General features: G+C 69.5%; 25 protein-coding genes and 1 pseudogene. 10 read left to right on the forward strand and 16 right to left on the reverse strand.

Annotation, left to right across the window (positions count from 1 at the left end):
- Positions 1–23 precede the first annotated feature (23 nt).
- From CNR27_RS05855 to CNR27_RS05875, 5 genes are all read right to left on the reverse strand, one after another.
- The gene (locus CNR27_RS05855) at positions 24–362 is read right to left on the reverse strand and encodes a hypothetical protein (protein WP_096297353.1); all 339 of its coding nucleotides are present in this window, start codon (positions 360–362) and stop codon (positions 24–26) included.
- A gap of 16 nt (positions 363–378) precedes the next feature.
- Positions 379–1,428 carry a 23S rRNA (cytidine(2498)-2'-O)-methyltransferase RlmM gene (gene rlmM / locus CNR27_RS05860; protein ID WP_096300353.1) on the reverse strand — a complete coding sequence of 350 codons (1,050 nt, stop codon included), beginning with the start codon at positions 1,426–1,428 and terminating at the stop codon, positions 379–381.
- A gap of 97 nt (positions 1,429–1,525) precedes the next feature.
- On the reverse strand, positions 1,526–2,083 hold the full coding sequence (locus CNR27_RS05865) for a nucleoside deaminase (RefSeq protein WP_096297354.1): 558 nt from the start codon (positions 2,081–2,083) through the stop codon (positions 1,526–1,528).
- 37 nt (positions 2,084–2,120) lie between these two features.
- Complete coding sequence (locus CNR27_RS05870) at positions 2,121–2,528, reverse strand: hypothetical protein (RefSeq protein ID WP_096297355.1); 408 nt, start codon at positions 2,526–2,528, stop codon at positions 2,121–2,123.
- Positions 2,529–2,572: 44 nt separating this feature from the next.
- Entirely contained in the window at positions 2,573–4,345 is a 1,773-nt protein-coding gene (locus CNR27_RS05875) for a glutamine--tRNA ligase/YqeY domain fusion protein (protein ID WP_096297356.1), read from the reverse strand.
- A gap of 219 nt (positions 4,346–4,564) precedes the next feature.
- Between CNR27_RS05875 and CNR27_RS05880 the strand changes: the two genes are divergently transcribed.
- Together CNR27_RS05880 and msrA are read left to right on the forward strand one after the other, a co-directional pair.
- Positions 4,565–6,742, forward strand: a complete 2,178-nt coding sequence (locus CNR27_RS05880) for a GGDEF domain-containing protein (RefSeq protein WP_179948222.1) — start codon at positions 4,565–4,567, stop codon at positions 6,740–6,742.
- A gap of 226 nt (positions 6,743–6,968) precedes the next feature.
- The gene (gene msrA, locus CNR27_RS05890; protein ID WP_096300356.1) at positions 6,969–7,619 is read left to right on the forward strand and encodes a peptide-methionine (S)-S-oxide reductase MsrA; all 651 of its coding nucleotides are present in this window, start codon (positions 6,969–6,971) and stop codon (positions 7,617–7,619) included.
- Positions 7,620–7,674: 55 nt separating this feature from the next.
- On the opposite strand, the gene rnk is transcribed toward msrA, so the two are convergent.
- The 5 genes from rnk to CNR27_RS05915 form a co-directional block, all read right to left on the reverse strand.
- Entirely contained in the window at positions 7,675–8,097 is a 423-nt protein-coding gene (gene rnk / locus CNR27_RS05895) for a nucleoside diphosphate kinase regulator (protein ID WP_096297359.1), read from the reverse strand.
- 120 nt (positions 8,098–8,217) lie between these two features.
- The gene (oxyR, locus tag CNR27_RS05900) at positions 8,218–9,135 is read right to left on the reverse strand and encodes a DNA-binding transcriptional regulator OxyR (protein ID WP_096297360.1); all 918 of its coding nucleotides are present in this window, start codon (positions 9,133–9,135) and stop codon (positions 8,218–8,220) included.
- Positions 9,136–9,217: 82 nt separating this feature from the next.
- Positions 9,218–10,810: an alkyl hydroperoxide reductase subunit F gene (ahpF, locus tag CNR27_RS05905; RefSeq protein ID WP_096297361.1), complete on the reverse strand. Its 1,593-nt coding sequence runs from the start codon at positions 10,808–10,810 to the stop codon at positions 9,218–9,220.
- Between the two features lie 180 nt (positions 10,811–10,990).
- The gene (gene ahpC / locus CNR27_RS05910; RefSeq protein ID WP_096297362.1) at positions 10,991–11,554 is read right to left on the reverse strand and encodes an alkyl hydroperoxide reductase subunit C; all 564 of its coding nucleotides are present in this window, start codon (positions 11,552–11,554) and stop codon (positions 10,991–10,993) included.
- Positions 11,555–11,871: 317 nt separating this feature from the next.
- The gene (locus CNR27_RS05915; protein ID WP_096297363.1) at positions 11,872–12,735 is read right to left on the reverse strand and encodes an alpha/beta hydrolase; all 864 of its coding nucleotides are present in this window, start codon (positions 12,733–12,735) and stop codon (positions 11,872–11,874) included.
- 61 nt (positions 12,736–12,796) lie between these two features.
- On the opposite strand from CNR27_RS05915, the gene prmC reads away from it, so the two are divergent.
- From prmC to CNR27_RS05935, 4 genes and pseudogenes are all read left to right on the forward strand, one after another.
- Entirely contained in the window at positions 12,797–13,648 is an 852-nt protein-coding gene (gene prmC / locus CNR27_RS05920; RefSeq protein ID WP_096297364.1) for a peptide chain release factor N(5)-glutamine methyltransferase, read from the forward strand.
- 36 nt (positions 13,649–13,684) lie between these two features.
- Positions 13,685–14,626: a prolyl aminopeptidase gene (pip, locus tag CNR27_RS05925; protein ID WP_096297365.1), complete on the forward strand. Its 942-nt coding sequence runs from the start codon at positions 13,685–13,687 to the stop codon at positions 14,624–14,626.
- 100 nt (positions 14,627–14,726) lie between these two features.
- Positions 14,727–14,936 (forward strand): annotated as a pseudogene (locus CNR27_RS05930) (alkylphosphonate utilization protein); the annotation flags it as partial.
- 10 nt (positions 14,937–14,946) lie between these two features.
- Positions 14,947–15,726: a class I SAM-dependent methyltransferase gene (locus CNR27_RS05935; protein ID WP_096297367.1), complete on the forward strand. Its 780-nt coding sequence runs from the start codon at positions 14,947–14,949 to the stop codon at positions 15,724–15,726.
- Positions 15,727–15,739: 13 nt separating this feature from the next.
- Here CNR27_RS05935 and CNR27_RS05940 read toward each other — a convergent pair whose 3' ends face one another.
- Genes CNR27_RS05940 through CNR27_RS05950 form a run of 3 tightly spaced genes read right to left on the reverse strand, consistent with a single transcriptional unit; the run spans position 15,740 to position 17,868 of the window.
- The gene (locus CNR27_RS05940) at positions 15,740–16,300 is read right to left on the reverse strand and encodes an NUDIX hydrolase (RefSeq protein ID WP_245815763.1); all 561 of its coding nucleotides are present in this window, start codon (positions 16,298–16,300) and stop codon (positions 15,740–15,742) included.
- Positions 16,301–16,339: 39 nt separating this feature from the next.
- Positions 16,340–17,260, reverse strand: a complete 921-nt coding sequence (locus tag CNR27_RS05945; RefSeq protein ID WP_245815764.1) for a 5'-3' exonuclease — start codon at positions 17,258–17,260, stop codon at positions 16,340–16,342.
- Between the two features lie 11 nt (positions 17,261–17,271).
- Positions 17,272–17,868 (reverse strand): nitroreductase family protein, encoded by a 597-nt coding sequence (locus CNR27_RS05950; protein ID WP_245815765.1) that lies wholly within the window; start codon positions 17,866–17,868, stop codon positions 17,272–17,274.
- 68 nt (positions 17,869–17,936) lie between these two features.
- Here CNR27_RS05950 and CNR27_RS05955 point away from each other — a divergent pair, with 68 nt between their 5' ends.
- From CNR27_RS05955 to CNR27_RS05965, 3 genes are all read left to right on the forward strand, one after another.
- Entirely contained in the window at positions 17,937–20,273 is a 2,337-nt protein-coding gene (locus CNR27_RS05955) for a DUF1631 family protein (protein ID WP_096297369.1), read from the forward strand.
- 79 nt (positions 20,274–20,352) lie between these two features.
- Positions 20,353–22,482, forward strand: a complete 2,130-nt coding sequence (locus CNR27_RS05960) for a DUF1631 family protein (protein WP_157745288.1) — start codon at positions 20,353–20,355, stop codon at positions 22,480–22,482.
- Positions 22,483–22,563: 81 nt separating this feature from the next.
- Positions 22,564–23,673: an NAD(P) transhydrogenase subunit alpha gene (locus tag CNR27_RS05965; RefSeq protein ID WP_096297371.1), complete on the forward strand. Its 1,110-nt coding sequence runs from the start codon at positions 22,564–22,566 to the stop codon at positions 23,671–23,673.
- Positions 23,674–23,776: 103 nt separating this feature from the next.
- Here the strand turns inward: CNR27_RS05965 and CNR27_RS05970 are convergent, their stop codons facing one another.
- Genes CNR27_RS05970 through CNR27_RS05980 form a run of 3 tightly spaced genes read right to left on the reverse strand, consistent with a single transcriptional unit; the run spans position 23,777 to position 25,217 of the window.
- Positions 23,777–24,217, reverse strand: a complete 441-nt coding sequence (locus tag CNR27_RS05970; RefSeq protein ID WP_096297372.1) for a DUF3106 domain-containing protein — start codon at positions 24,215–24,217, stop codon at positions 23,777–23,779.
- 2 nt (positions 24,218–24,219) lie between these two features.
- Positions 24,220–24,609 (reverse strand): hypothetical protein, encoded by a 390-nt coding sequence (locus CNR27_RS05975; protein ID WP_096297373.1) that lies wholly within the window; start codon positions 24,607–24,609, stop codon positions 24,220–24,222.
- A complete protein-coding gene (locus CNR27_RS05980) occupies positions 24,606–25,217 on the reverse strand; it encodes an RNA polymerase sigma factor (RefSeq protein WP_096297374.1) in 612 nt (203 codons plus the stop codon). Before CNR27_RS05980 ends, CNR27_RS05975 begins: the two co-directional genes overlap by 4 nt.
- A 144-nt stretch (positions 25,218–25,361) precedes the next feature.
- On the opposite strand from CNR27_RS05980, the gene CNR27_RS05985 reads away from it, so the two are divergent.
- Positions 25,362–25,661, forward strand: coding sequence for an NAD(P) transhydrogenase subunit alpha part 2 (locus CNR27_RS05985; RefSeq protein ID WP_096297375.1), 300 nt, complete (start codon positions 25,362–25,364; stop codon positions 25,659–25,661).
- The last annotated feature ends 85 nt before the right edge of the window (positions 25,662–25,746 follow it).

The following is a 25,746-nucleotide window of genomic DNA, read 5'->3' on the forward strand; positions in this document are numbered from 1 at the left end:
GCAGCGCCGGTGTGGCGCCGGTGTCAGTGCGCCAGGGCCCACGCCGCGAGGCCGAACGCCAGCGTCGCGATGGTCGCCGCAATGATCGCCAGGGCCTGCGCGCGGACCAGCCGCCGCTCCGCGCGCGCGGCCGCCAGTTGCAGCACCTCGATGGTCTTCTGCATGTCCGCGGCGAGCTTGCCGATCGAGTCCGCGTTCTGGTCCGCGGCGTCCTGCAGTTCCGCGATCTGCGCATCGACCACGTCGTTGCGGCGCAGCTGCCCCGGATCGATCAGCGGCGGCGTGCGGGTGAAGATCGGCCGCGCCAGCCGCACGATCTCCGGCAGGTAGGGGGCGACGATGGTGATCCAGCCTGCGGCCATGACGCTGCTGCTCCGGTTATTCGACGCTGGCGTAGACCGTGATCTCTTCGCGGTCGTGATAGAGCTGGCGGGCGCGGATGGTGAGTTTGTCGTGCTCGCCGGCGTTGTTGGCGAAAGTATCCAGGGCCAGCAGCGTTTCCTGCCAGCGCTTCTTCATCGGCAGCTTGAGGTTGAACACCGCGTTGCGGCACCAGCCTTCGCGGAACCAGGTGGCCATGCGCTCGGCGACCTTGCGTGGTTGCTCGACCATGTCGCAGACCATCCAGTCCACCGCGCCGACCGGCTGGTAGCGGAACCCGTCGACGCGGTGATGCTCGACCAGGCCGGTCTCGAGCAGTTCGGCCTGCATCGGCCCGTTGTCGACCGCGGTCACGCGCATGTGTTCGCGGGTCAGCACCCAGGTCCAGCCGCCGGGCGCCGCGCCCAGGTCCACCGCGCGCATGCCCGGCTTGATGCGGGCATGGCGCTCGCGCTCGGTCAGCAGCGCCATGAAGGCCTCCTCGAGCTTCAGCGCCGAGCGTGACGGCGCATCGGCGTGCATACGCAGGCGCGGGATGCCGAGTGGCCAGGGGGCGCTGTCGCCGACGACCGACTGGGCGAGGTAGGCATGGGTGCCGGACACGAAGAACACGTGCAGCCGCGGGAAGCGCGCTTCGTCCTTCTGGCTCAGGAATCCGCGCTTGCGCAGCGCCGGGCGCAGCGCGTTGCCGAAGCTGCGGGCGAGTCCGGCGAGCTGCTTGCCTTCCTCGGAATCGGGATGCTCGACCATCAGCTCGCCGTGGCGTCCGCGACCGGCCAGCGCCTCGAAGATCGGGGTGATGCGGTCGGTCGGATCGAGGTCGCGCAGCTCGGCCAGCAGCATCAGCTTCTGCCGGGCGAAGACGAGTTCGGCGAAGGGCAGCTCGTGGGTCAGCGACGGGCCGTTGTCGGAATGGAACAGCACATAGCCGTCGTTGCGGCTGGTCTGGGCGTAACCGGCGACATGCACGCCGGCCGCGCGCTCGGTCAGCTCCGCCGCCAGATCGGGTTCGAAGCCGGCGCGGCAGTAGCACAGCAGGCCGCTGATCGATGGCGAGGAAGCGGCTGTGTCGCCGCCATCGGTCGCGTGCTCCGCGGCGGTCACTTCGGTCGAGTCGCTCTGGTTCGGGTCGTGATCGTGCATGTCAGTACTTGGCTCCGTCGGTTTCGCCGTAGGTGCGCAGCACCCCGCGCGCGTCGTCGCGCAGGATGTCGCGCACGACCTCGATGCCGCGCTGGTTGAGCGCGCCGATCCAGTCTTCGGGCAGCGGACCTTCGTCGAACGGGGTCAGGGCTTCCACGTCCTGCGCACGCGCGCCGATCAGGAGGCGGTCGATGCCCGCCCAGACGGTGGCGCCGTAGCACATGCAGCAGGGTTGCGACGACGTCGCCAGGGTCATCGGACCATGCTCGTTGAGTCGCGGCGTCTGCAGCCGCTGCTGCGCGAGCATGTAGGCCATGGTCTCGGCATGGGCGACCGAACAGCTGAGCGGCATGACGCGGTTGACGCCGACCGAGACGATCCGGTCGTGGGCATCGAAGACCACCGCGCCGAACGGTCCGCCGCTTCCGGCCTCGATGTTCAGCCGCGACAGCTCGATCGCGAGCGCGACCTTGGCGTCGTCGCCGGCATGCGTGCGCGACGCATCGACGTGTTCGTGCACCCACGCGGGCAGGGTCAGGTGGACCTGGGCATACAGCATCGGAATTCCGGAAAAACGAAAGGAAGGGCGCGTGCGCTCAGCGCAGCAGGCTGCCCGGGGACGGCGCTTCGCAGCGCGAGTTCACGCAACTGCAGGCCTCGATCTCGACGAAGCCGCAAACGCCGGCAATGCCGCGGCGGGCGCAGTCGGCCTGGACCGCCTGCGGATCGACCTGTGCATTGGCATTGACGCAGGCGGGCTGGTAGCCGCAACAGTTGCCGACGTTCTTGACGGCGCAGTCGGCGTCGACGCGACAGCTGCGGTCGGGCTGCAGCGGGTTGGCGGGCAACGGCGTGCCGCGCGGGCTTGCGTCGGAAACCGGCGTCGGGTCGGCAACGACCGGAGCGGACGTGGCCGGCGCGGCGCACGCGGCCAGCGCAAGCAGCGCGGTCGCGACGATCGCGGACACCAGGTGTCGGAGGCGGCGGGTGGAGGGAGCGCCCATGTCGCCGATCCTACCGTCATGCCGTGTGCGCGGCGTGCGCATGCTCAGCCCGCGTCCTTGCCGGTGGCCCAGGTGTCACGCAGGGTCACGCTGCGGTTGAACACCGGCCTGGAAGGCGCATGGTCGTAACGGTCGGCGACGAAGTAGCCGAGGCGCTCGAACTGGAATGCCTGCTCGGGCGCCGCCGCCGCGGCGGCGGGTTCCACGTAGCCGGTCACGCTGCGCCTGGAGTCGGGATTGAGGTGGTCGCGATAGGTCTTGCCGGTGGATTCGTCGTCCGGTTTGGCGACCACGAACAGCCGGTCGAACAACCGCACCTCGGCTTCGACCGCATGCGCCGCACTGACCCAGTGGATCGTGCCCTTGATCTTGCGGTTCGCGCCTTCCATGCCGGGGCGCGATTCAGGGTCGAGGGTGCCGCGCAGTTCGACGATCGCGCCGCTCTCGTCCTTGACCACTTCGTCGCAGCGCACGATGCCGGCGCCGCGCAGGCGGACTTCGCCTCCGGGCACCAGGCGCTTCCAGCCCTTGGGCGGCACCTCGGCGAAGTCGTCACGCTCGATCCACAGCTGGCGCGAGAACGGCACCTCGCGAGTGCCCTGCGCTTCGTCCTTGGGGTGGTTGGAGAACACCAGCGTCTCTGCGTGGCCCTCGGGCAGGTTGGTCAGCACCAGCTTGAGCGGATCGACCACCGCCATGCGCCGCGGCGCGCGCGCGTCGAGGTCGTCGCGCAATGCGCCCTCGAGCACCGAGAAGTCGATCACCGAGTTCTGCTTGCTGATGCCCACGCGGTCGACCAGCAGGCGCAGGCTGGCCGGTGTGTAGCCGCGCCGGCGCAGGCCCTGCAAGGTGTACATGCGCGGGTCGTCCCAACCGTCGACCAGGCCTTCGGCGACCAGCTGGGTCAGCTTGCGCTTGCTCATCACCGTGTAGTTGATGTTCAGGCGCGAGAACTCGATCTGCCGCGGCTTGGCAGCGACGTTCGGCAGGCCGCGCTCGGTCAGCGAGGCCAGCAGGTCCGGATTGCCCGCCAGGTCGACCCGGTCCACCACCCAGTCGTACAGCGGGCGGTGATCCTCGAACTCGAGCGTGCACAACGAATGGGTGATGCCTTCGATCGCGTCGCCCAGCGCGTGGGCGAAGTCGTACATGGGATAGATCGGCCAGGCGTCGCCGGTGTTCTGGTGGGTGACCTGCTTGATCCGGTACAGCGCCGGATCGCGCAGATTCATGTTGCCGCTGGCCATGTCGATCTTCGCGCGCAGCGTGCGGGTCCCGTCGGCGAACTCGCCCGCGCGCATGCGCCGGAAGAGGTCCAGGTTCTCTTCGACGCCGCGGTCACGGAAGGGCGAATCGCGTCCCGGTTCGGTCAGCGTGCCGCGGTACTCGCGCACCTGCTCGGCGGTCAGGTCGCAGACGAAGGCGTCGCCCTGCCTGATGAGCTTCTCCGCGGCGGCGTAGTAGACGTCGAAATAATCCGAGGCATGGCGCAACTCGGCCCAGTCGAAGCCCAGCCAGCGCACGTCGTCCTCGATCGCGCGAACGAACTCGAGATCTTCCTTTTCCGGGTTGGTGTCGTCGAAACGCAGGTTGCAGCGGCCGCCGAATTCCGCGGCGATGCCGAAGTCCAGGCAGATCGCCTTGGCATGGCCGATGTGCAGGTAGCCATTGGGCTCGGGCGGAAAGCGCGTGCGCACGCTCGTGTGCTTTCCGCTGGCCAAGTCTTCGCGGACGATCTGCCGGATGAAGTCCTGACGCACCGGTGCGCTGGCGTCGGAGGGCTGAACGGCGGATTCGGCAGGGCCTGGGGAGGACATGGGAACTCAGGGGAGGAAGCGGATGTGAGCCGTGCAGTGTAGCGGACTGCCCCCATCCCGCAGGCCGAAGGCGTCCTCGGGGCATCAATGCGCTCCACACCGGGTACCTGCCATACTTTCGTGACGACGGTACGGAAACCGTGGCACGCGAGTTGCGATGGACAGGCATCAACAGGGGGAGCGGTGCATGCGCGAGCCAGCGCGTCCGGTCATCGAGACATGCCGGCCCTGGCCGGGCCGGGGCGGCAGCCGGACCTGTCGATGGAGTTGAGCGCCTCCCGGGCGATGCCAGGTCATGGCTGGGTGCTGGCCGCCTGCCTGCTGCTCCTGTTGGGCCTGTTCGCGGCGCTGGTGTCGACGACCCGGCTGCAGCCGGAAGAGAGCCACCCGGTCGAAGTCCGGCCCCTGTCGGACGGGGTGTTCGAACTGCGCGTCGAGCTGCCGGCCGAGGTCTCGGAGCGCTGGGCGCTGTGGTTTCCCCGCGAGCCGGTGGACCGGCTGCAACTCCTAGCCGCCGACGGCTGGCAGAGCGAACCCCTGGAATTTTTCGCGGTGGGCGCGGGTGAGGGCCTCCTGCCGCACGGCTATCGCTTTGTGCTGCCCCGCGACGCGCACGGGCCGACGGTCCTGAGGGCGCAGGTCGACGGCGGGCTGCATGACGGGCTGCGCCCGGTGCTTGCCGAAGCCGCCGACATCCGCCGCGTCGAAGCTTCGGGTATCGCACTGACCGGCGCGGTCTACGGGGGGCTGCTGACGCTGGCAGCCCTGGCCCTGGCGCTGGCGTATGCGTCCCGCGACCGGCTCTTCATCGGATTGTTCGGCTTCATCGTCCCCTTGATGCTGCTGCTGCAGGCCCTCAACGGCCATCTTTACGGACTGCCGGGCGTGCGGCTGTTCGGGTGGTGGGGGTTGCAGGGGCTGGCCGCGCTGACCCTGGTCCAGGCCGCGGCCGCGCTGTGGATGATCGAGGCCTACACCAGCAACGGCCATGAGCCGCGCCATGCACGGCTCGTGCGTCGCGGCAGCGTTGTGCTGATCGGGTTGGCCGCGTTGTTCCTGCTCAACCTGCCGTGGCTGGAACGCCTGTCCCAGCCTGTCAGCGCCATCGCATGGACGCTCGCGGGCCTGGCGGTATTGGCCATGCTCGTCGACGCCGGGCGCCGCGGCGTGCCGCTGGCCTGGGCGTTGGCCTCCGTCGGCGTGGTGGCGATAGGCGCCGGCCTGTGGCTGGCGCTTGCGCGACACGGCCTGGCCCCGGGCGGGTCGCTGCTCTACCTGGCGTATCAGGGCGCGGCGGTCGCATTCGCGCTCGTGCTGGCCCTGGCCCTGACCCACCGCATCGGCGACTACCGCGAGGCGCGGGAGCGCGACCGGCTCGCGCGCATGGACACCGAGCGCAGGATGCGCCGCGAGGCCGCGCGCGCCGATCTGTCGACGGCGCTGCAGATCCAGCTCAACGGCCTCGATCCGGGCGAGATCCCCTGGCAGGGCTTCCGCCTGCTGATGGACCACCTGCTGCCGCTGGTGCCGAGCGAGTCCTGCATCGCAGTGCTGCGTGACTATCAGGGCCGTGACCACCTGCTCGTCGAGCCCTCCATCGCGCTGCCATCGGCGGAGCACGAGATCAACCGGCGGAGCCTGATCCTGCGGCGCCAGGCAACCGCAGGCCTCGCGCTGCAGCAGCCGGTGCGGTCCTCGCCAGGCGGTCCGGTCGTGGCGATGGAAGCGCTGGTCCCATTCCAGGTGCGCGCCCCGGGCTGGGGCGTGCTGTTGCTGCGCCGCGAGGGCGGCGAAGGCTTCACCACCGAGGAGATGTCGGTGATCGGCGAACTGGCGCGCGTCGTGCAGCTGCAGGTCGGCCAGGCTGCCGCTGCCGTCAAGCTGCGGCTATCGGCGGAGATGGACGCGCTGACCGGCAGCATGAACCGCCGGACGATCGACCTGTGGACCGAGCGCACGTTCGCCGAGGCCGAGCGCAGCGCCCGTCCGGTGTCGGTCCTGTTCATCGACCTCGATCATTTCAAGTCGGTCAACGACCGGTTCGGCCATGCCTGTGGCGACGAGTGCCTGCGCGAGGTCGCCAGCGCATTGCGCGGCGTGCTGTCGGAGGCCGACATGTTCGGCCGTTACGGGGGCGAGGAATTCATCGCGGTGCTGCCTGGCCGCGACGGCGCGGATGCCCGGGCGCTGGGCGAGCGCATGCGCATTGCTGTCGAGAACAGAGAGGTACGCCATGACGACCAGCGCATCCGGCTGACGGTGAGCATCGGGATCGCCACCCGTCAGCGTGGCGAAGACACCCCGGCTGCCGCGATCGCGCGGGCCGACAAGGCGCTGTATGCAGCCAAGCGGCAGGGGCGCAACTGCATCCAGGTGGCGCCAGCGATCTTCAGCTGACGGTCGCGCGCGGCCAGGCGCGCGTCGCAGCCCGGTTCGTGAGTTCGCATCCCATCGCCACGCGGCGCTGCGACACCGCTGCAATCGGCGGGTGACCGCAGCCACAGCGCGTGTCGCCGCGGACGGGCGTCTGAAGCGGGCGGAGCTTGCAGGCCCCAACCTTGAAGCGGGCGCGTGCGGCCGCATCCACAACCCGCGGCGCATGGCCGCATCAGGAGACATCGTGATGCCCGGAATCGGAGCCTGGAAACAACGCCTGCCGCGGCGCGAGGACGCGCTGCCCGGTCGCGACACGCCCCTGCCGCTGCACAACGTCCACGCCGTGCACGGCCGCCCCCTGCGCGACGACTTCGCAGGCCTTGAGCAGGTGCAGTTCGGGATGGGCTGTTTCTGGGGCGCCGAGCGCCTGTTCTGGACGCTGCCGGGCGTCGTGACCACGGCTGTGGGGTACTCCGGAGGCTTCACGCCCAATCCGACCTATCGAGAAGTGTGTTCAGGCCAGACCGGACATACCGAGGCGGTCCTGGTGGTTTTCGACCCCGCGCGGATCGCGTTCGAGACCCTGTTGCGAACTTTCTGGGAGGGCCACGACCCCACCCAGGGCATGCGCCAGGGCAATGACGTCGGGACCCAGTACCGCTCGGCGATCTACTGCACAACGCCAGCGCAGCTGGAGATGGCGCAGCGCAGCCGCGATGTCTTCGCCGGGAAGCTCGAGGCCGCGGGCCTGGGAGCCATCACCACCGAGATCGTGCAGCCGGCGCCGACGTTCTACTACGCCGAGGACGAGCACCAGCAGTACCTGCACAAGAATCCGGGTGGCTACTGCGGTCTCGGTGGCACCGGCGTCAGCTGCCCGGTGGGCCTGGTGCTCTGAAGGATGCCTGCCAGAGATGCGGCGGCGGAGGGAGGCCGCCGCTCGCGTCCGGGCCTCAGGTCGCGTCCGGCGGCGAAACCGACAGCACGCGCAGGCGCAGGGTGCGGCCATTGACCGGCCAGTCGATCCGCTGGCCGACCGTCAGCCCCAGCAGGGCGGTGCCGACCGGCGCCAGGACCGAGATGCGCCCGGAGTCGACATCCGCTTCGTGCGGGTAGACCAGGGTGAGGATGTGACGGCTGCCGTCGTGTTCGTCCACGCACTCGACGCGTGCGTTCATGCCGACGATGTCCGCGGCCTGTTCGGCGCCCGGCAGGACTTCAGCGCGGTCGAGTTCGCGCTGCAGCGCGGCGGTGCCCGGATGCTGGCGATAGGCGGGCGAGTCGAGCACGGCCTCGAGACGGGCCAGATCGTGGGCGGTGAGGCGGATCGACGGTGCGTCGGATGGCGGCAGGCCGCTCTTGGATTGCGATGACATCAGGGTCTCCTGGGGTGGTGGTGGGCGGGCCCGCCCATGAAAAAGGCGACGCAGTGCGCCGCCGGATCCGATTGTGCCGCGATTGCGTGCAGGTTGCGACGCCGCGGGCGTCGGAACGGTTCAGGGCCGCGCCGGGGTCCGCAGCAGATGCTCGGGCAGGGCACTGAACAGCGTTGCGAGCGACTGCAGGAAGTCCGTCATTGCCGAGCTGCGCCGCCACACCATCGCGATGCGCCGGCTGGGCGGCGGCTGGTCGGCGAACGTGACCAGCGCGATATCGCGTGACTGGGCGACCGGCGGCTGGACCGCCAGCATCGGCAACAGGGTGACGCCGACGTTGGCGGCCACCATCTGGCGCAGGGTTTCCAGGCTCGTGCCCTGGAAGCCCGACTTCTCCGAGGCCCCAGCGAGATGGCAGACGTCGAGCGCCTGATCGCGCAGGCAATGGCCGTCCTCGAGCAGCAGCAGGCGCTGGTCGGCGATCGTGTCGAGGGTGATGCTGTGGCGACCGGCCAGCGGGTGCGCCTGGGGGACCGCCAGCACGAAGGGTTCCTCGAACAGCGCTTCGGCATGCATCTGTTCGTCGTTCACCGGAAGCGCAAGCACCGCCGCGTCGAGACGACCCTCGCGCAGCCGGGCCAGCAGCAGATCGCTCTTTTCCTCGGTGAGCAGCAGCTCGAGCTGCGGGAACCGCTCCCGGATCGCCGGCACGACATGCGGCAACAGGTAGGGCCCCAGCGTGGGGAAAATTCCGAGGCGGATGGCCCCGGCCTCGGGATCCTGGCTGCGCCGCGCGACTTCCTTCATCTGTTGGACGTCGGCAACGATCCCGCGAGCACGTTCGACGACCTGCACGCCGATCGGCGTCAGCATGACCTTGCGCGGGGCGCGTTCGATCAGGATGACGCCGAGCTCCTCCTCGAGCTTGCGCACCTGCGTCGACAGCGTTGGCTGGCTGACGAAACAGGCCGCCGCCGCACGCCCGAAATGCCGGTGGTCGGCAAGGGCGATGAGATAGCGGAGGTCGCGCAGATTCATGCGTAGCGCCGAGCCCGGGCCGGCGCGCCGCACGCCTGCCTGCGCAGGCGCGCGGTCTCGTTCGACCGGGGCGACCGAACGCTCACGCGGATTCGGTCTGTGCCGTCGTCGCGGCGGCCGGCGCCGAGGTGCGGATCAGGTGGTCGAAAGCGCTGAGCGCAGCGGTCGCACCCTGGCCCATCGCGATGACGATCTGCTTGTACGGCACCGTCGTCGCGTCGCCGGCAGCGAACACGCCCGGCACCGAGGTCTGGCCGCGCTCGTCGATGATGATCTCGCCGCGCGGTGACAGCTCGACCGTGCCCTTGAGCCATTCGGTGTTGGGCAGCAGGCCGATCTGCACGAACACGCCTTCAAGTTCGATACGGTGGCTGTCGCCGCCAACGCGGTCCCTGTACACCAGGCCGTTGACCCTGGCGCCGTCGCCGAGGACCTCGGTGGTCTGCGCGCTGGTGACGATGCGCACGTTCGACAGACTGCGCAGCTTGCGCTGCAGGACCTCGTCGGCACGCAGCTGGGCATCGAACTCGATCAGGGTGACGTGGGCGACGATGCCGGCCAGATCGATCGCGGCTTCGACGCCGGAGTTGCCGCCGCCGATCACCGCCACACGCTTGCCCTTGAACAATGGGCCATCGCAGTGCGGGCAATACGCCACGCCCTTGTTGCGGTACTGGTCCTCGCCGGGCACGCCCATCTGCCGCCAGCGGGCGCCGGTGGCCAGCACCACGGTGCGCGAGCGCAGCGTGGCGCCGTTCTCGAGCCCGATTCCGACCAGGCCGTCGTCGCCGGCCGGCACCAGCTGCACCGCGCGCTGCAGGTCCATGATGTCGACGTCGTACTCGCGCACATGCTGCTCCAGCGCGGCCGCCATCTTCGGGCCCTCGGTCTCCTTGACCGAGATGAAGTTCTCGATCGCCATCGTGTCGAGCACCTGGCCACCGAAGCGTTCGGACGCGACGCCGGTGCGGATGCCCTTGCGTGCCGCATAGATCGCCGCCGCCGCGCCGGCCGGGCCGCCGCCCACCACCAGCACCTCGAACGGAGCCTTGCCGGCAATCGCCTGCGCCGCGCGATCGGCGGCGCCGGTATCGAGCTTGGCGACGATCTGCTCGAGCGTCATGCGGCCCTGGTCGAACTTGCTGCCGTTGAGGAACACCGTCGGCACCGACATGATCTCGCGCGCCTCGACTTCCGCCTGGAACAGCGCACCGTCGATCGCCACGTGGCGGATCCGCGGGTTGAGCACGGCGGCGAGGTTCAACGCCTGCACCACGTCCGGGCAGTTCTGGCACGAGAGCGAGTAGTAGGTTTCGAACAGATAGTCGCCCTCTAGGGCCATCACCTGCTCGATCGTGTCCTTGGCCGCCTTCGACGGATGGCCGCCCACCTGTAGCAGGGCCAGCACCAGTGAGGTGAACTCGTGGCCCATCGGCAGGCCGGCGAAGCGGACGTCGATGTCGAGGCCGGGAGAGGTGATCAGGAACGAGGGCTTGCGCGGGTCAGTGCCGGTGGCATCGACGCTGATCTTCGGGCTCGCTTCCTTCAGGTCCTCGAGCAGGGAGAGCAGCTCGCGCGACTTCTCGCTGTCGTCGACCGAGGCCACGATCTGGATCGGGCGCACCGCGCGCTCCAGATAAGCCTTCAACTGCGCCTTGAGATCGGCTTCCAACATGGCAACGCTCCTGAAACGGGTGGGGGCGTCCGCGACGCATCGGCGTGCGAGGCATCGGGACCGGGGAGAGGGGTGAACCGCAGCCGGCGACTGCGCGCGGCCGGCTCCGGTTCACCCCCATCCGCATGCGCGGGATGGGGGCGAAGACGACGCGATGGACTGCGTCGTCATGGCGCGGGATCAGATCTTGCCGACGAGATCCAGCGACGGCGCGAGGGTCTTCTCGCCTTCCTTCCACTTCGCCGGGCACACCTCGTTGGGGTTGGCGGCGACGTACTGGGCAGCCTTGAGCTTGCGCAGGGTCTCGGTGACGTCGCGCGCGATGGCGTTGTCGTGGATCTCGAGGGTCTTGATCACGCCTTCCGGGTTGATCACGAAGGTGCCACGCAGGGCCAGGCCTTCCTCGGGGATATGCACGCCGAAGGCGTTGGTCAGCTGGTGGGTGGGGTCGCCGACCAGCGGGAACTGCGCCTTGCCGACGGCCGGCGAGGTCTCGTGCCACACCTTGTGCGAGAAGTGGGTGTCGGTCGTGACGATATAGACCTCGGCGCCCAGCTTCTGGAACTCGGGATAGTTATCGGCGGCGTCTTCGACTTCGGTCGGGCAATTGAAGGTGAAGGCGGCCGGCATGAAGATCAGGACCGACCACTTGCCCTTCAGCGTCTCGTTGCTGACTTCGACGAATTCGCCGTTGTGGAAGGCGGTGGTCTTGAAGACGGGGACCTGGGTGTTGATGAGGGACATGAAGGCTCCTGGTGGTGGGGATCTAACGGACGGATGCCGACTGGCTGATCCGGCTGCCCATAGAGTAGGCATCGCCTATCGATATGGGAAATCGATAATAGGAATTCAATCAATAGTTCGCGCCTATCGGTTCATGGTTCAGGAACTTCCATGCCCCGGGCCCTTGCAAGCACTGCTGCGCTGCAGCAATATCGGCTTGTCGGCGCGGCAGTGAATCAACGATTGCGCGCCACGCGGCCCGGCCGCGTCAGGCATTTCCGTGTCCGTATCTCCCTCCCACACGTGGCACGGAATTTCGAAGGCGGCTTCGGCCGCCTTCATTTTGCCTGCGCGTCGGCCTCCGCCGCATCAGTGCCGATGAACCGCAAGACAGCTTGCAGGACCTCCGGGCTCCGCTCGGGATCGTAGAACGCGGCGGCCGGCAGGAAGTGGTTGCCGCCGGGGAGCACGATCAGTGTCGAAGCGACGCCCTTGCGGCGCAGGGCGAAGTCGAGCTTGCGGCTGTTTCCGATATCGACCGTGTGATCCGCGTCGCCGTGGATCAGCAGGAACGGCGGTTCATCGCCATCGACGAAACGCACCGGCATGGCCTCGGGCCACTGGGCGCGAGGCCCGAAGATCGCCTCGTACTTGCCGTTGATCGTGAAATCGTAGGGCCCGGACAGTCCGATGATCCCGGCGAGGTCCACGGGTTCGAGGCCCACGGCCTCCAGGCGGCGTGCATCGGTGCCCAGCAGTGCAGCGATCTGCGCGCCGGCCGAGTGTCCGGCGAGGAACAGGCGCTCGGGATCGCCGCCGTATTCCGCGGCGTGGTCGCGGGTCCAGCGGACGGCGCGCGCGCCATCCTCGACGAAGCCGGGAAAACCGCTATCGGGCCAGGTGCGGTAATCGGCGACCACGGCCACCACGCCGTTCTCGGCCAGGCGACGGCCGACGAAGCGGTACTGGTCCCGCTCACCGTATTGCCAGGCGCCGCCGTAGAAGAACAGCACCACCGGCGCGCCGGGTGCGGCGTCCTGCGGCTGGTAGATATCTAGGGCGAGGCCACGGGTATCGTCGTAGACCGCGGTGGCGTCGGGCTCGCCGGTCCCGCGGTTGACGTATCCGAAGAAGGCGCTCTGGCAGCCGCACACCAGCAGGGCAAGCGCGGCAGCTATGCAGGCGCGGGATGAACGGCGCATCGGCGATCTCCATCAAGGTGCGACACCATCGCCGCCCGCCCCCCGGCTACGATGTGAAGCGATGAACCCGTGCCCGCCTACCGAACTGGATGCCCTGCTGCGTGCCGCCAGCAGCCGCATCGACCCGACCGATGCCCGCTGGCTGCTGGCCCACGCTGCGGGACGTTCGCAGACCTGGCTGTTCGCGCATGCGCGTGACCCCGCGCCGGCGGATGTCGTCGCGCGTTTCGACGCACTGGTCGAGCGCCGCGTCGCCGGCGAGCCGGTGGCCTACCTCACCGGCACGCGCGGCTTCTGGGGGCTGGATCTGAAGGTGTCCCCCGAGACCCTGATTCCGCGCCCGGAAACCGAACTGCTGGTCGAACTCGCCCTCGCGCGGTTGCCGCCGGGCCCCGCGCGCATCGCCGATCTGGGCACCGGAAGCGGGGCGATCGCCCTGGCCATCGCCCGTGAGCGGCCGGATGTCTACGTACTCGCGACGGATGCCAGCGCCGGGGCGCTCGACGTCGCCCGCGCCAACGCGGCGAGTCTCGGGCTGGCCAATCTGCGGTTCGTGCAGGGGGACTGGTATGCGCCCCTCGCCGGCGAGCGCTTCGATCTCATTGCCAGCAATCCGCCATATATCGAGGAGGCCGACCCGCACCTGGAGCAGGGCGACCTGCGCTTTGAACCGGCGGCGGCTCTGGCCTCGGGAGCGGATGGCCTGGACGCGATCCGGGTGCTCGCCGCGGGCGCCATCGCCCACCTCGACCCGGGCGGCTGGCTGTTGATCGAACACGGACTGTCGCAGGGCGCGGCGGTGCGCGCGCTGCTGGCCGATGCAGGTCTGGGCCAGGTCGACACCGCCCGCGATCTCGAGGCGCGCGAGCGCGTCACCTTCGGCCGCGCCCCGGGGTCGCCGGGGCCCGGCTGATAGACTGGCCGCTGCTTTTGCCCCGGATCCATGCGCATGCGTCAGCTCTATCCCGAGATCGAACCTTTCGACACCGGCATGCTCGCCGTCGACGACCGTCACACGCTCTATTACGAGCAGTGCGGCAATCCGAAGGGCAAGCCGGTGGTGCTGCTGCACGGCGGTCCGGGCGGCGGCTGCAGCGCCAAGATGCGCAGCTTCCACGATCCTGCGAAATACCGGATCGTGCTGTTCGACCAGCGCGGGGCCGGGCGCTCGACGCCGCATGCCGACCTGGTGGGCAACACCACCTGGGACCTCGTCGCCGACATCGAACGGCTGCGGACGCATCTGGCCATCGACCGCTGGCAGGTCTTCGGCGGCTCCTGGGGCTCGACGCTGGCATTGGCGTACGCGCAGACGCATCCCCGCCAGGTCACCGAACTGATCCTGCGCGGCATCTTCATGCTGCGGCGCTGGGAGCTCGAATGGTTCTACCAGGAGGGTGCGTCGCGCTTGTTCCCGGAGGCATGGCAGCAGTACATCGCCGCGATTCCGGAGGCCGAGCGCGGCGACCTGATCGCCGCGTTCCACAAGCGTCTGACCAGTGACGACGAGTCGATCCGCCTGGCCGCCGCCCGTGCGTGGAGCGTCTGGGAGGGTGCGACGAGCTTCCTGCACATCGATCCCGACTTCGCCGAGAGTCACGCCGATGCGCAGTTCGCGCTCGCCTTCGCGCGTATCGAGAACCACTACTTCACCAACGGCGGTTTCTTCGAGGTCGACGACCAGTTGCTGCGTGATGCCTACCGCATCGTCGACATTCCCGGCGTCATCGTCCACGGGCGCTACGACGTGGTGTGTCCGGTGCAGAACGCCTTCGATCTGCATCAGGTCTGGCCCAAGGCCGAACTCGTCGTCACTCCGGCCTCGGGCCATTCGGCATTCGAGGCCGAGAACGTTGACGCCCTGGTGCGCGCGACCGACCGCTTCGCCTGAAGCGCGCGTCGCAGCCGATCTGCGGCGCTGCATTCCATCCATCGATGCACGACGGTGGCCCCGTCGTGCGCAGGAAATCCAGATGTCTGAAGAAGAAATCATCGTCAAGGACAGCAACGGCACCCGTCTTGCCGACGGTGACGCGGTCACCGTGATCAAGGACCTGAAGGTCAAGGGCACCAGCGTCACGCTCAAGCGCGGCACGCTGGCGAAGAACATCCGTCTCACCGACGACCCCGACCTCATCGAATGCAACGTCGAGAAGGTCAAGGGGCTGGTCCTGCGGACCGAGTTCGTCAAGAAGGCCTGAGGGCCATCGGATGGATGTGCTCGAACACAACCGGGCGGCGTGGAATCGCGAATCCACATCCGGCAGCGCGTGGACGATGCCTGTGGGCGCGGGCGTCATCGCGGCGGCGCGTCGGGGCGACTGGTCCGTCATCCTGACGCCGAACCGCGCCGTGCCGCGGGACTGGTTCGGCACGCTGGATGCACGCGATGTCCTGTGTCTGGCGTCTGGCGGCGGACAGCAGGCGCCGGTACTGGCCGCGGCAGGCGCGCGCGTCACGAGTTTCGATCTGTCGGACGTGCAACTCGAAAAGGACCGGGCCGTCGCCGAGCGCGACGGGCTGGCGCTGCATTGCGTACGCGGCGACATGGCCGACCTATCGGTGTTTGCCGATGCGAGCTTCGACATCGTGTTCCATCCGGTGTCGAACGTCTTCGTCCCCGACGTGGACGTGGTGTGGCGCGAGTGCGCCCGTGTACTGCGCCCAGGCGGACGTCTGCTGGCCGGCTTCATGAATCCAGCTTTCTTTCTGTTCGATCATGACGAGGCGACGGACACGGGTGCCTGCGTCGCACGTCACCGCCTGCCGTATGCGGAGCCGGACAGCTTGAGGCCCGACGCGCGTGCCGCGTGGGACGCGAGCGGACGCGCCGCCCAGTTCGGGCATTCGCTGCAGACCCAGATCGGCGGGCAACTGGCAACCGGGTTCCGTCTCGCCGGTCTGTACGAGGACGACTGGGAGGACGCGGCCACCCCGCTCAATCGCCTGATGCCGGTCGCCCTCGCGACGCTGGCGCTCCGCGCGCCATAACCTTGTCGGTCGCTCAATCGGCGGGGGAACCGTCCGGATTGAAGTCGATCATCCAGAGTCCGGCCCAGAGCTTGAGATCGAGCTCGAAACCTTCCGCGTGCTTCTGCATCAGCCATGCCGGCGCGGTCGCGCGCGGCACGGTGTGGACGATGATCGCCTCGTCATCCACGCCGCCGCCTTCGCCGACGCGGGTCAGCTCGCGGGCGCGCACGAAGGCCACGCGTTCGTTGCTCATGCCGGCGGTGGTCGGCCCGGTCAGCAGGACTTCGACCCGCCCGGCCGCCCAGCCGGTTTCCTCGATCAGCTCGCGCCTGGCGGCATCCTCGAGCGAATCGCTGCCGCCGCCGTCACCGACCAGTCCGGCGGGCATCTCGATCGTGCGCGCGCCGAGCGGCACGCGGTACTGCTCGACGAACAGCACCTCATCGTCCGGCGTCACCGCGATCACCAGCACGGCCATGCCGTTGCCGCCATGGGTGCGCTCGCAGGCCTCCCATTTGCCGCGGCGGACCAGCCGCAGCCAGTCGCCCTGGTAGAGGATCTCGGTATCGTCGCGCATCGAGGGGTCGGTCATGCGGCGATGCTAACGCGGCGGGCCGGCGACCGACAGCCGTCAGGCCATCGCCGTCGGCGCGTATTCCAGACCGGCAACGGTGAACAGGCGCCTGCGCGTCAAGGGCCCGAAGCGCAGGGCCTCGCACAGCCGCGACAGCGCGTCCCGATCCGCGGTCCGGCGCGCGAATCCGTTCGCGCCCTCGCCGAGCGGCGCGTCGCAGGCGATGGTCGTGAGCTGGCGGCACAGCAGCGCGGTTGCCGCATGCGCCCTCAGCTTGGCGCCCACCTGGCCTGCGCCACGAAAGCGCAGGAACTGGATCTCGTCGCTGCGCGCGAGCAGGGCATCGAGCGTGCCGAAGTGGTGCAGCAGGCTGGCCGCGGTCTTGCAGCCGATGCCCGGCACGCCCGGAATGTTGTCGACCGCATCGCCGCACAGCGCGAGGTAGTCCGGGATCTGGTGCGCCTCGACGCCGTGCCGTGCGCGGACCCCGGCCGCGGTCCAGCGCACGCCCCGGGCATAGTCCCATTGCTCGTCGGCGCCCTGGAGCAACTGCGACAGATCCTTGTCGGCCGAAACGATGACCGCGTGGTGCGCGCGGTCGCGGCCAGCCTTCACTGCGGTCCCGATCAGGTCGTCGGCCTCGTACTCGGTATCGGCCAGTACGACGAAGCCGAGCGCGCGGCACAGCGCCTTGCAGTGCCCGAACTGGCGCCGTAGCTCGTCCGGCGCCGGCGGGCGGTTTGCCTTGTAGGCCGGATAGATGCGGTTGCGGAAACAGCTGTCGAGCGCCTCGTCGAAGGCGATCGCCGCATGGCGCGGCTGCACCCGTTCGACCAGCTCGGCGAGAAAGCGTGCGAAGCCGTGCACGGCATTGGTCGGCCAGCCTTCGGCGTCGCGGAACTCGTCGGGCATCGAATGCCAGGCGCGGAACACGTAGAGGCTGGCGTCGATCAGATAAAGCGGGGTGGTCGGAGGCATCACTGGCTGCGTCATGGCGCGTGCCAGTCCGACAGCAGTGCGACCGGGTCGGGGCGCTCGCGCTCGGGCGCTTCGAGACGCGGCGTGCCGATATGGATGTAGCCGGCAATGCGTTCGTGCGCGCCCAGGCCCAGCAGGCGGAGGATCTCCGCGTCATAGGCCGGCCACCCGGTCAGCCACGACGCGCCGAACCCCAGTGCCTGGGCCGCCTGCAGCAGTGCGAAGCACACGCTGCCGGCGGTGAACAGCCGTTCGACCTCCGGAATCTTGCTGTCGTCGGGGTCGAGGACGGCGATGACGACGAGCACCAGCGGCGCATGGGAAAACCGTCGGCGCTCCTTCTCGAGGGCGCCCTCGCCGATGGCCGGATCGCGCGCCAGGGCGCGCGCCGCGACCCGCTCGCCAAGCGCTTGGCGAGCGTCGCCGGTGATCCGCAGGAAACGGAACGGCACGCGTTTGCCGTGATCGGGCACGCGCACGGCGGACCGCAGCATGCGCAGCAGGGTGGCATCGTCCGGACCGGGCTCGTCGAGCTGGCGCGCCGGGACTGATCGCCGTGCGTCGAGCGCGGCGAGTATGTCGTGTTCAGGATTTGCGGAGATCGTCACAGACCTAGGGTCACGCTTGGGGAATCTTATGTGCGGGGCAGTCTGCCCTTTCCCTGATTGTCCTCCATATGACGCATCACCACGACATCGGCGCGGGTTCCGGCACGCGCGCGGGCTCGGCGCGCGACGCTGCGCGAGTCCTCGAGACGTTGCGCCACGACGCGGTAACGGCGTTGGGCGGGGTGCTGTCGGGGTTCTGGAGCACGATCGAAGAGCAGGTGCGGCTGGCTGCCCTGGCGCGCCACGATTACATGGTCGCCCAGGAAGAGCGCATGGCCGTGCTCGATCTGAGCCAACGCGCGCTGGAGCTCGCGACGCGCTTCCGTGCCGCGATTGAAGCCGAGTTCGACCTGTGGCTGGCCGATCGCCCCGGGCCGCCGGGCCCGGACGGCCTGTCGCTGATGTCGGAAGGCCAGCTCGAGGTGCACCTGGCCGCCCAGCAGATCATCGAGCTGATGGACCACCAGTTCATGCATCCGCTTGCGGCGCTCGGTGATCGCCTGGATGCGCTGGCGCAGCGTCTCGGTATCGAGGGCATCCATGCCAACCCGTTGCGCCCGGAAGTCCCGGTGCGGGCGTTCATGCGCCTGTTCCATGCCGACGAGCTTCCCGCCGGTCTGCGCACCCTGGTGTTCAACCAGTTCGACAAACGCCTGCCGGGCATTCTCGGTGAGGTCTACGCGCGCGCCAATGCCACGCTCGACGCGGCCGGTATGGGGCCTGCGGGCGTGGCCCCGTCCTCCCGGTCCCAGTCCCCGTCCCATTCCGCGCCGCCGGCAGGCCGGCAGCGCGGCGGGCGGGGCGCCGAGACCGCCTGGGTGCCCGACGGCGGAGTCGTCGAGCACGCGGGCAGCGACGCGCCTGCGGGGTCCGCCGGGCCGGATGCGCCGGCAGGCGCCCCGCTGTCAGCCGAACTCCTGGACCTGCTGGCTGCCCACGGTCCGCCGCAGGCCGACCCGGCGACGCCGCGTTATCGCGATCTCGTGCGCACCCAGCTGCACCAGTGGCGTGCGCGGCAGGCGCATGCGCAGATTCCCGAGGCCGGCGCGGACGGCGCCGGCGGCCAGGTCCTGGGCATGTCGCAGCTGCTCAGCGTGGCGCGCATGCTCCAGGGCGATGATCCTGCGCCGTTCGCGCGTGCGCTGGTCGGCGATGATCGGCGCCGGCTCGGCGATGTGATCCGCGATGAACTGATGCGCGGCCTGCGCGAACTGGGCGTGGACACCGAACAAACGCCGCTCAGCCCCGAGGACGACGATGCGATCGATCTGGTCGGCATCCTGTTCCAGGCGCTCTTCGACGCCAACGATCTCCTGCAGCAGGCGCGCGACGTCTACGGCCGCCTGGTGGTGCCCTATGTCAAGGTCGCGCTCACCGACGATTCGATGTTCAACCAGCGTGCGCATCCGGCGCGCCGGCTGCTCGACGCGGTGACCGAAGCCTGCGACGGCAATGCCGGCGAAACCCCGCAGGACCGCGACCTGCTCGACCAGACCGGCCGCGTTGTCGACCGTGTGGTCGAGGAATACGAAAGTGACCAGGCGGTCTTCGCCCTGGCGGCCGCGGAGTTGCGCGAGCGGCTGGATCAGCAGCGCCGCCGCGCCGAGGTCGCGGAGCGACGCGCCGCCGAATCCATCCACGGCCGCGAGCGACTGCAGCAGGCGCGCCGGAGCGTGGACGATCTGGTCGCATCGCGCCTGGCCGACCGTCCACTGACCGCTGCCGTGGCGTTCTTCCTGGACCGGCACTGGCGCCACCATCTCACCCAGACCTGGTTGCGCAACGGGCCGGATTCGGCACGCCATCTCGCTGCGATCAGCGTCGGCGACGCGATGGTGCAGGTCGACTTCGACGCCGCCCACGCGCTCGGCAGCGCAGTCGCCGACGAGCTGCTGGCGCTGCAGGAACCGCTGGCGGAATGCTATTCGAGCTGTGGTCTGGACGCCGCTGCCGCCCGCGACGCGGTGGCGCGGCTCATCGCCGCATTGGCGATGCCGGACACGCCCCGCAGCGTCCATGTGCCCCAGGCTGCCGACATCGACGACGACGCACCCGATCCCGCGCTGCGCCTTGCCGGCGGTCACGACGGGCTCTCGTTCGATCCGACCATCGCCGCGCGGATGCGTCAGCTGCGCGTGGGGCAGTGGTTGCGCCTGGTCGACGACAACGGCCGCGAATCGGCCGCGCGTGTCGCATGGATCAGCCCGATTACCCAGCGGCTGTTGATCGTGAATCGGCGCGGTGTGCGGCGCATGGTGGTCTCGCCCGAGGAACTGGCGGCACTGGTCGGTGCCGGACGCGCCGTGGTGCGCGCGGTGGATGCGCCGTTTGACGAAGCGATGAAGCACGTGTGGCAGCAACTCAACGCGGCCAACGATGCACCTGGCGAGGTCGCGACGGCCTGATTTCCGACTGCGCGCGTTAAGACGCGCGCAAAGTGCTTGCGTTATTGTCCCCGCGGTACACAGGGATGGAGTGGGCGCAATGCCCGTGTCGACAGCACAAGGACCGGGCGATGGCATGCGGGTGGAAACACCTGCCCAGCTCATGGACAGCCTGCGCCGCGAAGCGGCCGCGCGACTTCTGCCGTTGCTCGGCGAGGGTCTGCGTATCGAGCGGGACCGGCTGCAGCGCGAGCTCGGTGATCCTGCGACCACTCCGCGGACACGTGAGGCGCTGGCGGAAGACCTGACCGGCCTCACCGTGCTCTCGGCGGAACTGATCCGCCATGAGCACCGTTGGCAGAAGGCGCTTGCCGATGTGTTCGCAGTCTGGCCCGAGCCCCCCGTGGCGCAACATCGCAGCGGGTATTCGCTGTTGTCGGATGACGAGCTGCAGGCGCAGCTGATCGGCCAGCCCGTGGCCGAGGCGCTCGACCGGCGCTTCGAAAGTGCTCGCGATGTGATCGACCGTCGCCTGTACACACTGGCTGCCCGGCTCCAGTACCGCACCCGTCCGAGCAACCCGCTCGCGGCGCGGTTCCTGATCGACACGTTCCTGCTGGCCTTCGAGGCTGGCGACTGTGGACGCCGGTTGCGCGCCGCACTGCTGCGACGGCATGAAACTTTGCTCGAGCGCGATCTCGCGGCGCTCTACGCCTGGTGCAACACCCGCCTGGGCGATGCGGGCTGTGCACTGGCCGGTGACGGCGACCAGGCGGCGCTGATTGCCGGGCTTGGCGCCCCGGTGGGTACAGTGCCGGCCAGCAAGACCCGGCTGTGGGAGCAGGGCAATGCGGTCGCCCAGGTCGCCGCGGGCGCCGCGTCCACTGCCCAGGCGGATGCGCCGCGCGGCAATCTGCTGCGGCGGCATGCGCGGCGTCAGCGCGATGCGCGCCGGGCCGAGATCGACGCTGCCGCGCGGACCTTCCGTCGCGAGGAATTCATGTCGATGCTCGCGCTGCTGCAGGCCGATCGTGCTCTGCCGCCCGGGCCCTCGCACGCGGCGCGACTGCGCGAAGGCCTGTACATCGTCGCCGCGCGCCTGGGCACCGATCGCAACGAGGTCGCATTCGATGGCGAGCAGGACGATGCGCTGACCCTCGTGGGTGCGCTGTTCGACCTGCTCGCAACCCGGCACCAGATCCAGCCCACCGCGCGCGAACGACTCGCGCTGCTGACGGTACCCTGGCTGCAGCTGGCGCTCGACGATCCGTACCTGTTCGAAGCTTCTTCCCCACCCGCGATGCAGCTGCTGTCGCAGCTGGTCGATCTCTGGGACAGCGGTGATCCGGGCGATCCGCAGTCGGCCGAGCTGCAGGCGCTGGCCGACCGGGTGGCGGATGCGGTGCTCGATGGTCCCCAGGGAGACGGGCGCGTATTCGCGGCGCAACTCGCGCAGATCGATGCGGCGCTCGCGGCCGGCCGGCGCCGCGCCGAAGCGGTGGAGCGGCGCACCTGGCAGGCGCTGCGTGGCCGCGAGCGCCTGGACGCGGCCCGCCGGCAGGCCCGGCTGGAACTCGAACGTCGACTGCATGGGCGCGCCCTGTTGCCGTCGGTGGCGGGTTTTCTTGACGTCGAATGGCGCCAGGCACTGGCCCAGGCCTGGTTGCGCGACGGCGCGGACTCCGATCGCTACCGCGAGGTGCTGTCGCTCGGTGACGCGCTGATCGAATCCGACGGTCTTGCCGCCAGGGATGGTGGCAGCGCGGTGGCCGATCGCCTGCTCGGCATGCTGCCGGCCCTGCGCGAGTGCTGCGCGCAGCATGGCGCGGATGCCGGCGCGGCCGAGACGCGGCTTGCCGGCCTGGTGGCCGAACACGCGAGCCCGACGACGCGGCAGACGCATGTGCCCACTCCGCCGGCCGGGGACGATGCGCCCTTGCTGCCCGACGATGCCGACCCGGTGGCCGGTCTCGCCGACACCACTTTCGCCGAAGGTCAGCGCTTCGTGAGGACCGATGCGCTCGGCGCGTCGCGCACCTTGCGCCTGGCCTGGCGCAGTTCGCTCAGCGGCGCCTGCCTGCTGGTGAACACCACCGGTGCACGCGAGTTCCTGCTGATGCCGTCGGCGCTGCGGGAGATGGTCGAATCCGGCCAATTGCGGTCGCGGCCGAGCGGTGGCGCGGTCGCCGGCGCCCTGGCCACCCTCGCTGCGCAGGCCAGCGGGGCCTGAGGGCACGTCACAGCACCACTGGCGACCAGCGGTCCTGCACATGTCCTAGGATGGCTCCGACTCCAGGTGAGGGCGGGATCGATGGCGGTGACGATCGGCGTGGCGCGTGAAACCGCAGCGGGGGAAGCGCGCGTTGCGCTGACGCCCGAGACCTGCAGGAAGTTCGTGGCAGCGGGCGCTGCCGTGCAGGTGGAAACCGGCCTCGGCGCCGGGGCGCATTTTCCCGACCCCGACTATGCCGACGCCGGTGCCCGGATCGTCGGGGATGCCCGCGCTGCATTGTCCGGCGCCGCGCTGGTGCTGTGCGTGCGGCCCCCGGACGCCGGGCGCCTGCAATGGGTCCAGCCGGGCGCGGCACTGGTCGGAATGCTCCAGCCCGAGGCCGATGCGGCGCGCGGACAGATCATCGCCGAGCGGCGCCTGCTTGCCTTTCCGCTCGAGCGCCTGCCACGCACGACCCGCGCGCAGTCGATGGACGTACTCAGTTCACAGGCCGGTATGGCGGGCTACAAGGCGATGCTGATCGGCGCCCAGCTGGCGCCGCGCTTCTTTCCCATGCTGACCACGGCGGCCGGCACCATCCGGCCGGCCAAGGTGCTCGTGATCGGCGCCGGCGTGGCCGGCCTGCAGGCGATCGCGACCGCCAAGCGCCTGGGCGCGCAGGTCGAAGGCTTCGACGTGCGGCCCGAGACGCGGGAGCAGATCGAGTCGCTGGGCGGACGCTTTCTGGATCTGGGCGTCAGCGCCGCCGGAGAAGGCGGCTACGCCCGCGCGCTGACCGAGGCCGAGCGTGCCGAACAGCAACGGCGCCTCGGCGAGCACCTCAAGGGTATCGACGTCCTCGTATGCACCGCCGCGGTCCCCGGGCGGCCGGCACCGAAGATCGTCACGTCGGCGATGGTGGCCGGCATGCCCCCTGGGAGCGTGGTCGTCGACCTGGCGGCAGATAGTGGTGGCAACTGCGAAGCGACCCGGCCCGGCGAAACGATCGCCGTCGATGGTGTGACTATTGCCGGGCCATTGGATCTGGCATCAATGGGTGCAACCCAGTCCAGCGAGATGTTCGCCCGCAACGTGTTCAATTTCGCCCGGTTGCTGCTGGGCGAGGACGGGCTGGCGCCGGATTGGAGTGACGAGCTGCTGGCGAAGACGGTGTGGCCGGCGCCCCCGCCCGGGCCCCGCGAGGGCTGAGCCGGCCGACGTGGTGCAGCGGATTCCGGCGGAACGCGATGGGAGCCCGCGCGAGGCTGCGCGTCCACCACCGCAACCGGGGCCGGGCGCGTGCGCGCTTCGTTCAGCGCTCGCGGCCACTGTCGCGCGATGGCGCGGGATTCTCGGCCGCCCAGCGACGACGCTGTTCGGGCGACATCTCCTTCCAGCGCTCGCGCAGCGCCTGGCGGTCCGCCTCGGGCAGGGTGCGCAGCTTGTTGTAGAGCGCGCGCACTTCCTCGCGCTGTTCGGGCGGCAGGTGCTTCCAGCTGTGCATGCCGTGCCGCGCCTGTGCGCGCTCGGCGGGAGTCATCGCCTCCCAGCGCCGGGCATTTTCGAGCATGCGCTCACGCGTCGGCGCGTCGGCGCTGTTCCAGCGCTCGCGCACGGGGGCGATCAGCAGGTCGCGTTGTGCGGGCGTGAGCTGGTCCCACGCCGCGGGCGGCGCGGACTGGGCGATTGCGGCGTGGCCCCACAGCAGCAGGGGGAGTGTCACGGCGATCAGGCGGAGTCGGGAAGCGGACATGGTCATTCCAGGGCAAGCAGGGTGGTTTCGTTGTCGGCCAGCCAGCGGTAGAAGTCGGGCGACTCCTCCAGCCCGGCCAGGGCGTCACCGAGTTCGTCATCGAGCGGCCCCGCCGGTGTGGCCGCCGCGAGCGCAGGCGCGGGGGCCGGGGCTGGTCCGCCCGGCGTATCGCCCGGCAGCGCCAGGCGCAGACCGATCGCAAGCGCGAACACGGCCGCGAAGCCGGCTGCCAGAGGCAAGCGCCAACCGAAGCGCGGTGTATCGGCCACCTGCAGTGCCGCATGCCGCCCGCGGTGCAGGCGCGCAGTCGTCTGCGGGCTGATCGTGCCCTGTGACCGGCGATAAAGCGCGCGCAGGGCGGCATCGTCGAGCGGATCTTGCTCCCGGTTCATCGGAACTCCTCCAGTTGCGTCTGCAACGCCTCGCGGGCGCGGAACAGATGGGTCTTCACCGAGCCAGCGCTGCATCCCATGATGCGGGCGGTGGTCTCGACATCGAATTCTTCGAGGACGCGCAGCGTGAACGCCTCCCGCTGGCGGCGCGGCAACTGCCGCAGGGCCTGCGCCAGCTGCGTCCATGCCTCGCGTCCCTCCTGGGTGCGCTCGGGGTCGGGGCCGGTATCGGCCCAGTCGATCTCGTCCCCCTCGGGCATCCGCGCATCACTGAGCCAGGTCAGGCGGAACGTCCGTCGTCGCTGCACGTCGATGATCCGGCTGCGCAGCACGGTCCAGAACAGCGGTGTCCATTCGCTCGCCGGGCGATCGGCATAGCCGAGCATCTTGGTCATCGCGTCCTGGACCGCGTCCAGGGCATCGTCGCGGTTGCGCAGGCCGAGCTCGGCGAATCGGAAGGCCCGCCGCTCCACGCTTGCGAAAAATTCCGCGAGCGTGGACGGCAGGGCTGGGCTGGCGGCATCGGCCGCGACGGGGGCGTCGGTCACGGCTGCAAGCCTACCGTGCACGGTGTGCGCTGCCCGGTCAGGGAAATGGCTGCCATCCATCGTCGCGTCGTCGCCAGTGGCGGGAGGTATGTGGGATCAACGCGTCGCCGGCCTCGTGGTTGACCTGGCCCGAGGTGGGCGACGCCCGGGTGGCGCCGCGTTCACCGGTGGTTATGATGCGGGCACGGGCCCCGGGGAATCGCGATGATCGATGGTGTCGTGGCGCTGTACATCTTCATGCTGGCGGCCATCGCCGGCCACGTGATCATTTCGCGGGTGCCGACGATCCTGCATACCCCGCTGATGTCGGGCTCCAATTTCATTCACGGCATCGTGCTGATCGGCGCAATGCTGGTGCTCGGGCACGCGGACACGACGCTCGAGAAGATCATCGGCTTCATCGCGGTGCTGATGGGCGCGGGCAACGCGGCCGGCGGTTACGTCGTGACCGAGCGGATGCTGGAGATGTTCAAGCCGAGCGCCAGACCGGGCGGCAAATCGTGAGTGGCGTGGCTGCGCGCGGGAAGCATCGGGCCCGCGCGGCGTTCCGGCGGATCATCTGCCTGCCGTACTCGTCGCTGCTGATGGC

The organism is Luteimonas chenhongjianii (assembly GCF_002327105.1).
Taxonomy (GTDB): Bacteria; Pseudomonadota; Gammaproteobacteria; order Xanthomonadales; family Xanthomonadaceae; genus Luteimonas; species Luteimonas chenhongjianii.

What these genes read in the sequence shown, in the direction of transcription:
- CNR27_RS05855 (WP_096297353.1), bottom strand. Translation starts at nt 362, where the DNA reads ATGGCCGCAGGCTGGATCACCATCGTCGCCCCCTACCTGCCGGAGATC.
- CNR27_RS05865 (WP_096297354.1), bottom strand. Translation starts at nt 2,083, where the DNA reads ATGCTGTATGCCCAGGTCCACCTGACCCTGCCCGCGTGGGTGCACGAA.
- CNR27_RS05870 (WP_096297355.1), bottom strand. Translation starts at nt 2,528, where the DNA reads ATGGGCGCTCCCTCCACCCGCCGCCTCCGACACCTGGTGTCCGCGATC.
- CNR27_RS05875 (WP_096297356.1), bottom strand. Translation starts at nt 4,345, where the DNA reads ATGTCCTCCCCAGGCCCTGCCGAATCCGCCGTTCAGCCCTCCGACGCC.
- CNR27_RS05880 (WP_179948222.1), top strand. Translation starts at nt 4,565, where the DNA reads ATGCCGGCCCTGGCCGGGCCGGGGCGGCAGCCGGACCTGTCGATGGAG.
- msrA (WP_096300356.1), top strand. Translation starts at nt 6,969, where the DNA reads ATGCCCGGAATCGGAGCCTGGAAACAACGCCTGCCGCGGCGCGAGGAC.
- rnk (WP_096297359.1), bottom strand. Translation starts at nt 8,097, where the DNA reads ATGTCATCGCAATCCAAGAGCGGCCTGCCGCCATCCGACGCACCGTCG.
- oxyR (WP_096297360.1), bottom strand. Translation starts at nt 9,135, where the DNA reads ATGAATCTGCGCGACCTCCGCTATCTCATCGCCCTTGCCGACCACCGG.
- ahpF (WP_096297361.1), bottom strand. Translation starts at nt 10,810, where the DNA reads ATGTTGGAAGCCGATCTCAAGGCGCAGTTGAAGGCTTATCTGGAGCGC.
- ahpC (WP_096297362.1), bottom strand. Translation starts at nt 11,554, where the DNA reads ATGTCCCTCATCAACACCCAGGTCCCCGTCTTCAAGACCACCGCCTTC.
- CNR27_RS05915 (WP_096297363.1), bottom strand. Translation starts at nt 12,735, where the DNA reads ATGCGCCGTTCATCCCGCGCCTGCATAGCTGCCGCGCTTGCCCTGCTG.
- prmC (WP_096297364.1), top strand. Translation starts at nt 12,797, where the DNA reads ATGAACCCGTGCCCGCCTACCGAACTGGATGCCCTGCTGCGTGCCGCC.
- pip (WP_096297365.1), top strand. Translation starts at nt 13,685, where the DNA reads ATGCGTCAGCTCTATCCCGAGATCGAACCTTTCGACACCGGCATGCTC.
- CNR27_RS05935 (WP_096297367.1), top strand. Translation starts at nt 14,947, where the DNA reads ATGGATGTGCTCGAACACAACCGGGCGGCGTGGAATCGCGAATCCACA.
- CNR27_RS05940 (WP_245815763.1), bottom strand. Translation starts at nt 16,300, where the DNA reads ATGACCGACCCCTCGATGCGCGACGATACCGAGATCCTCTACCAGGGC.
- CNR27_RS05945 (WP_245815764.1), bottom strand. Translation starts at nt 17,260, where the DNA reads ATGCCTCCGACCACCCCGCTTTATCTGATCGACGCCAGCCTCTACGTG.
- CNR27_RS05955 (WP_096297369.1), top strand. Translation starts at nt 17,937, where the DNA reads ATGACGCATCACCACGACATCGGCGCGGGTTCCGGCACGCGCGCGGGC.
- CNR27_RS05960 (WP_157745288.1), top strand. Translation starts at nt 20,353, where the DNA reads ATGCCCGTGTCGACAGCACAAGGACCGGGCGATGGCATGCGGGTGGAA.
- CNR27_RS05965 (WP_096297371.1), top strand. Translation starts at nt 22,564, where the DNA reads ATGGCGGTGACGATCGGCGTGGCGCGTGAAACCGCAGCGGGGGAAGCG.
- CNR27_RS05970 (WP_096297372.1), bottom strand. Translation starts at nt 24,217, where the DNA reads ATGTCCGCTTCCCGACTCCGCCTGATCGCCGTGACACTCCCCCTGCTG.
- CNR27_RS05975 (WP_096297373.1), bottom strand. Translation starts at nt 24,609, where the DNA reads ATGAACCGGGAGCAAGATCCGCTCGACGATGCCGCCCTGCGCGCGCTT.
- CNR27_RS05980 (WP_096297374.1), bottom strand. Translation starts at nt 25,217, where the DNA reads ATGGATGGCAGCCATTTCCCTGACCGGGCAGCGCACACCGTGCACGGT.
- CNR27_RS05985 (WP_096297375.1), top strand. Translation starts at nt 25,362, where the DNA reads ATGATCGATGGTGTCGTGGCGCTGTACATCTTCATGCTGGCGGCCATC.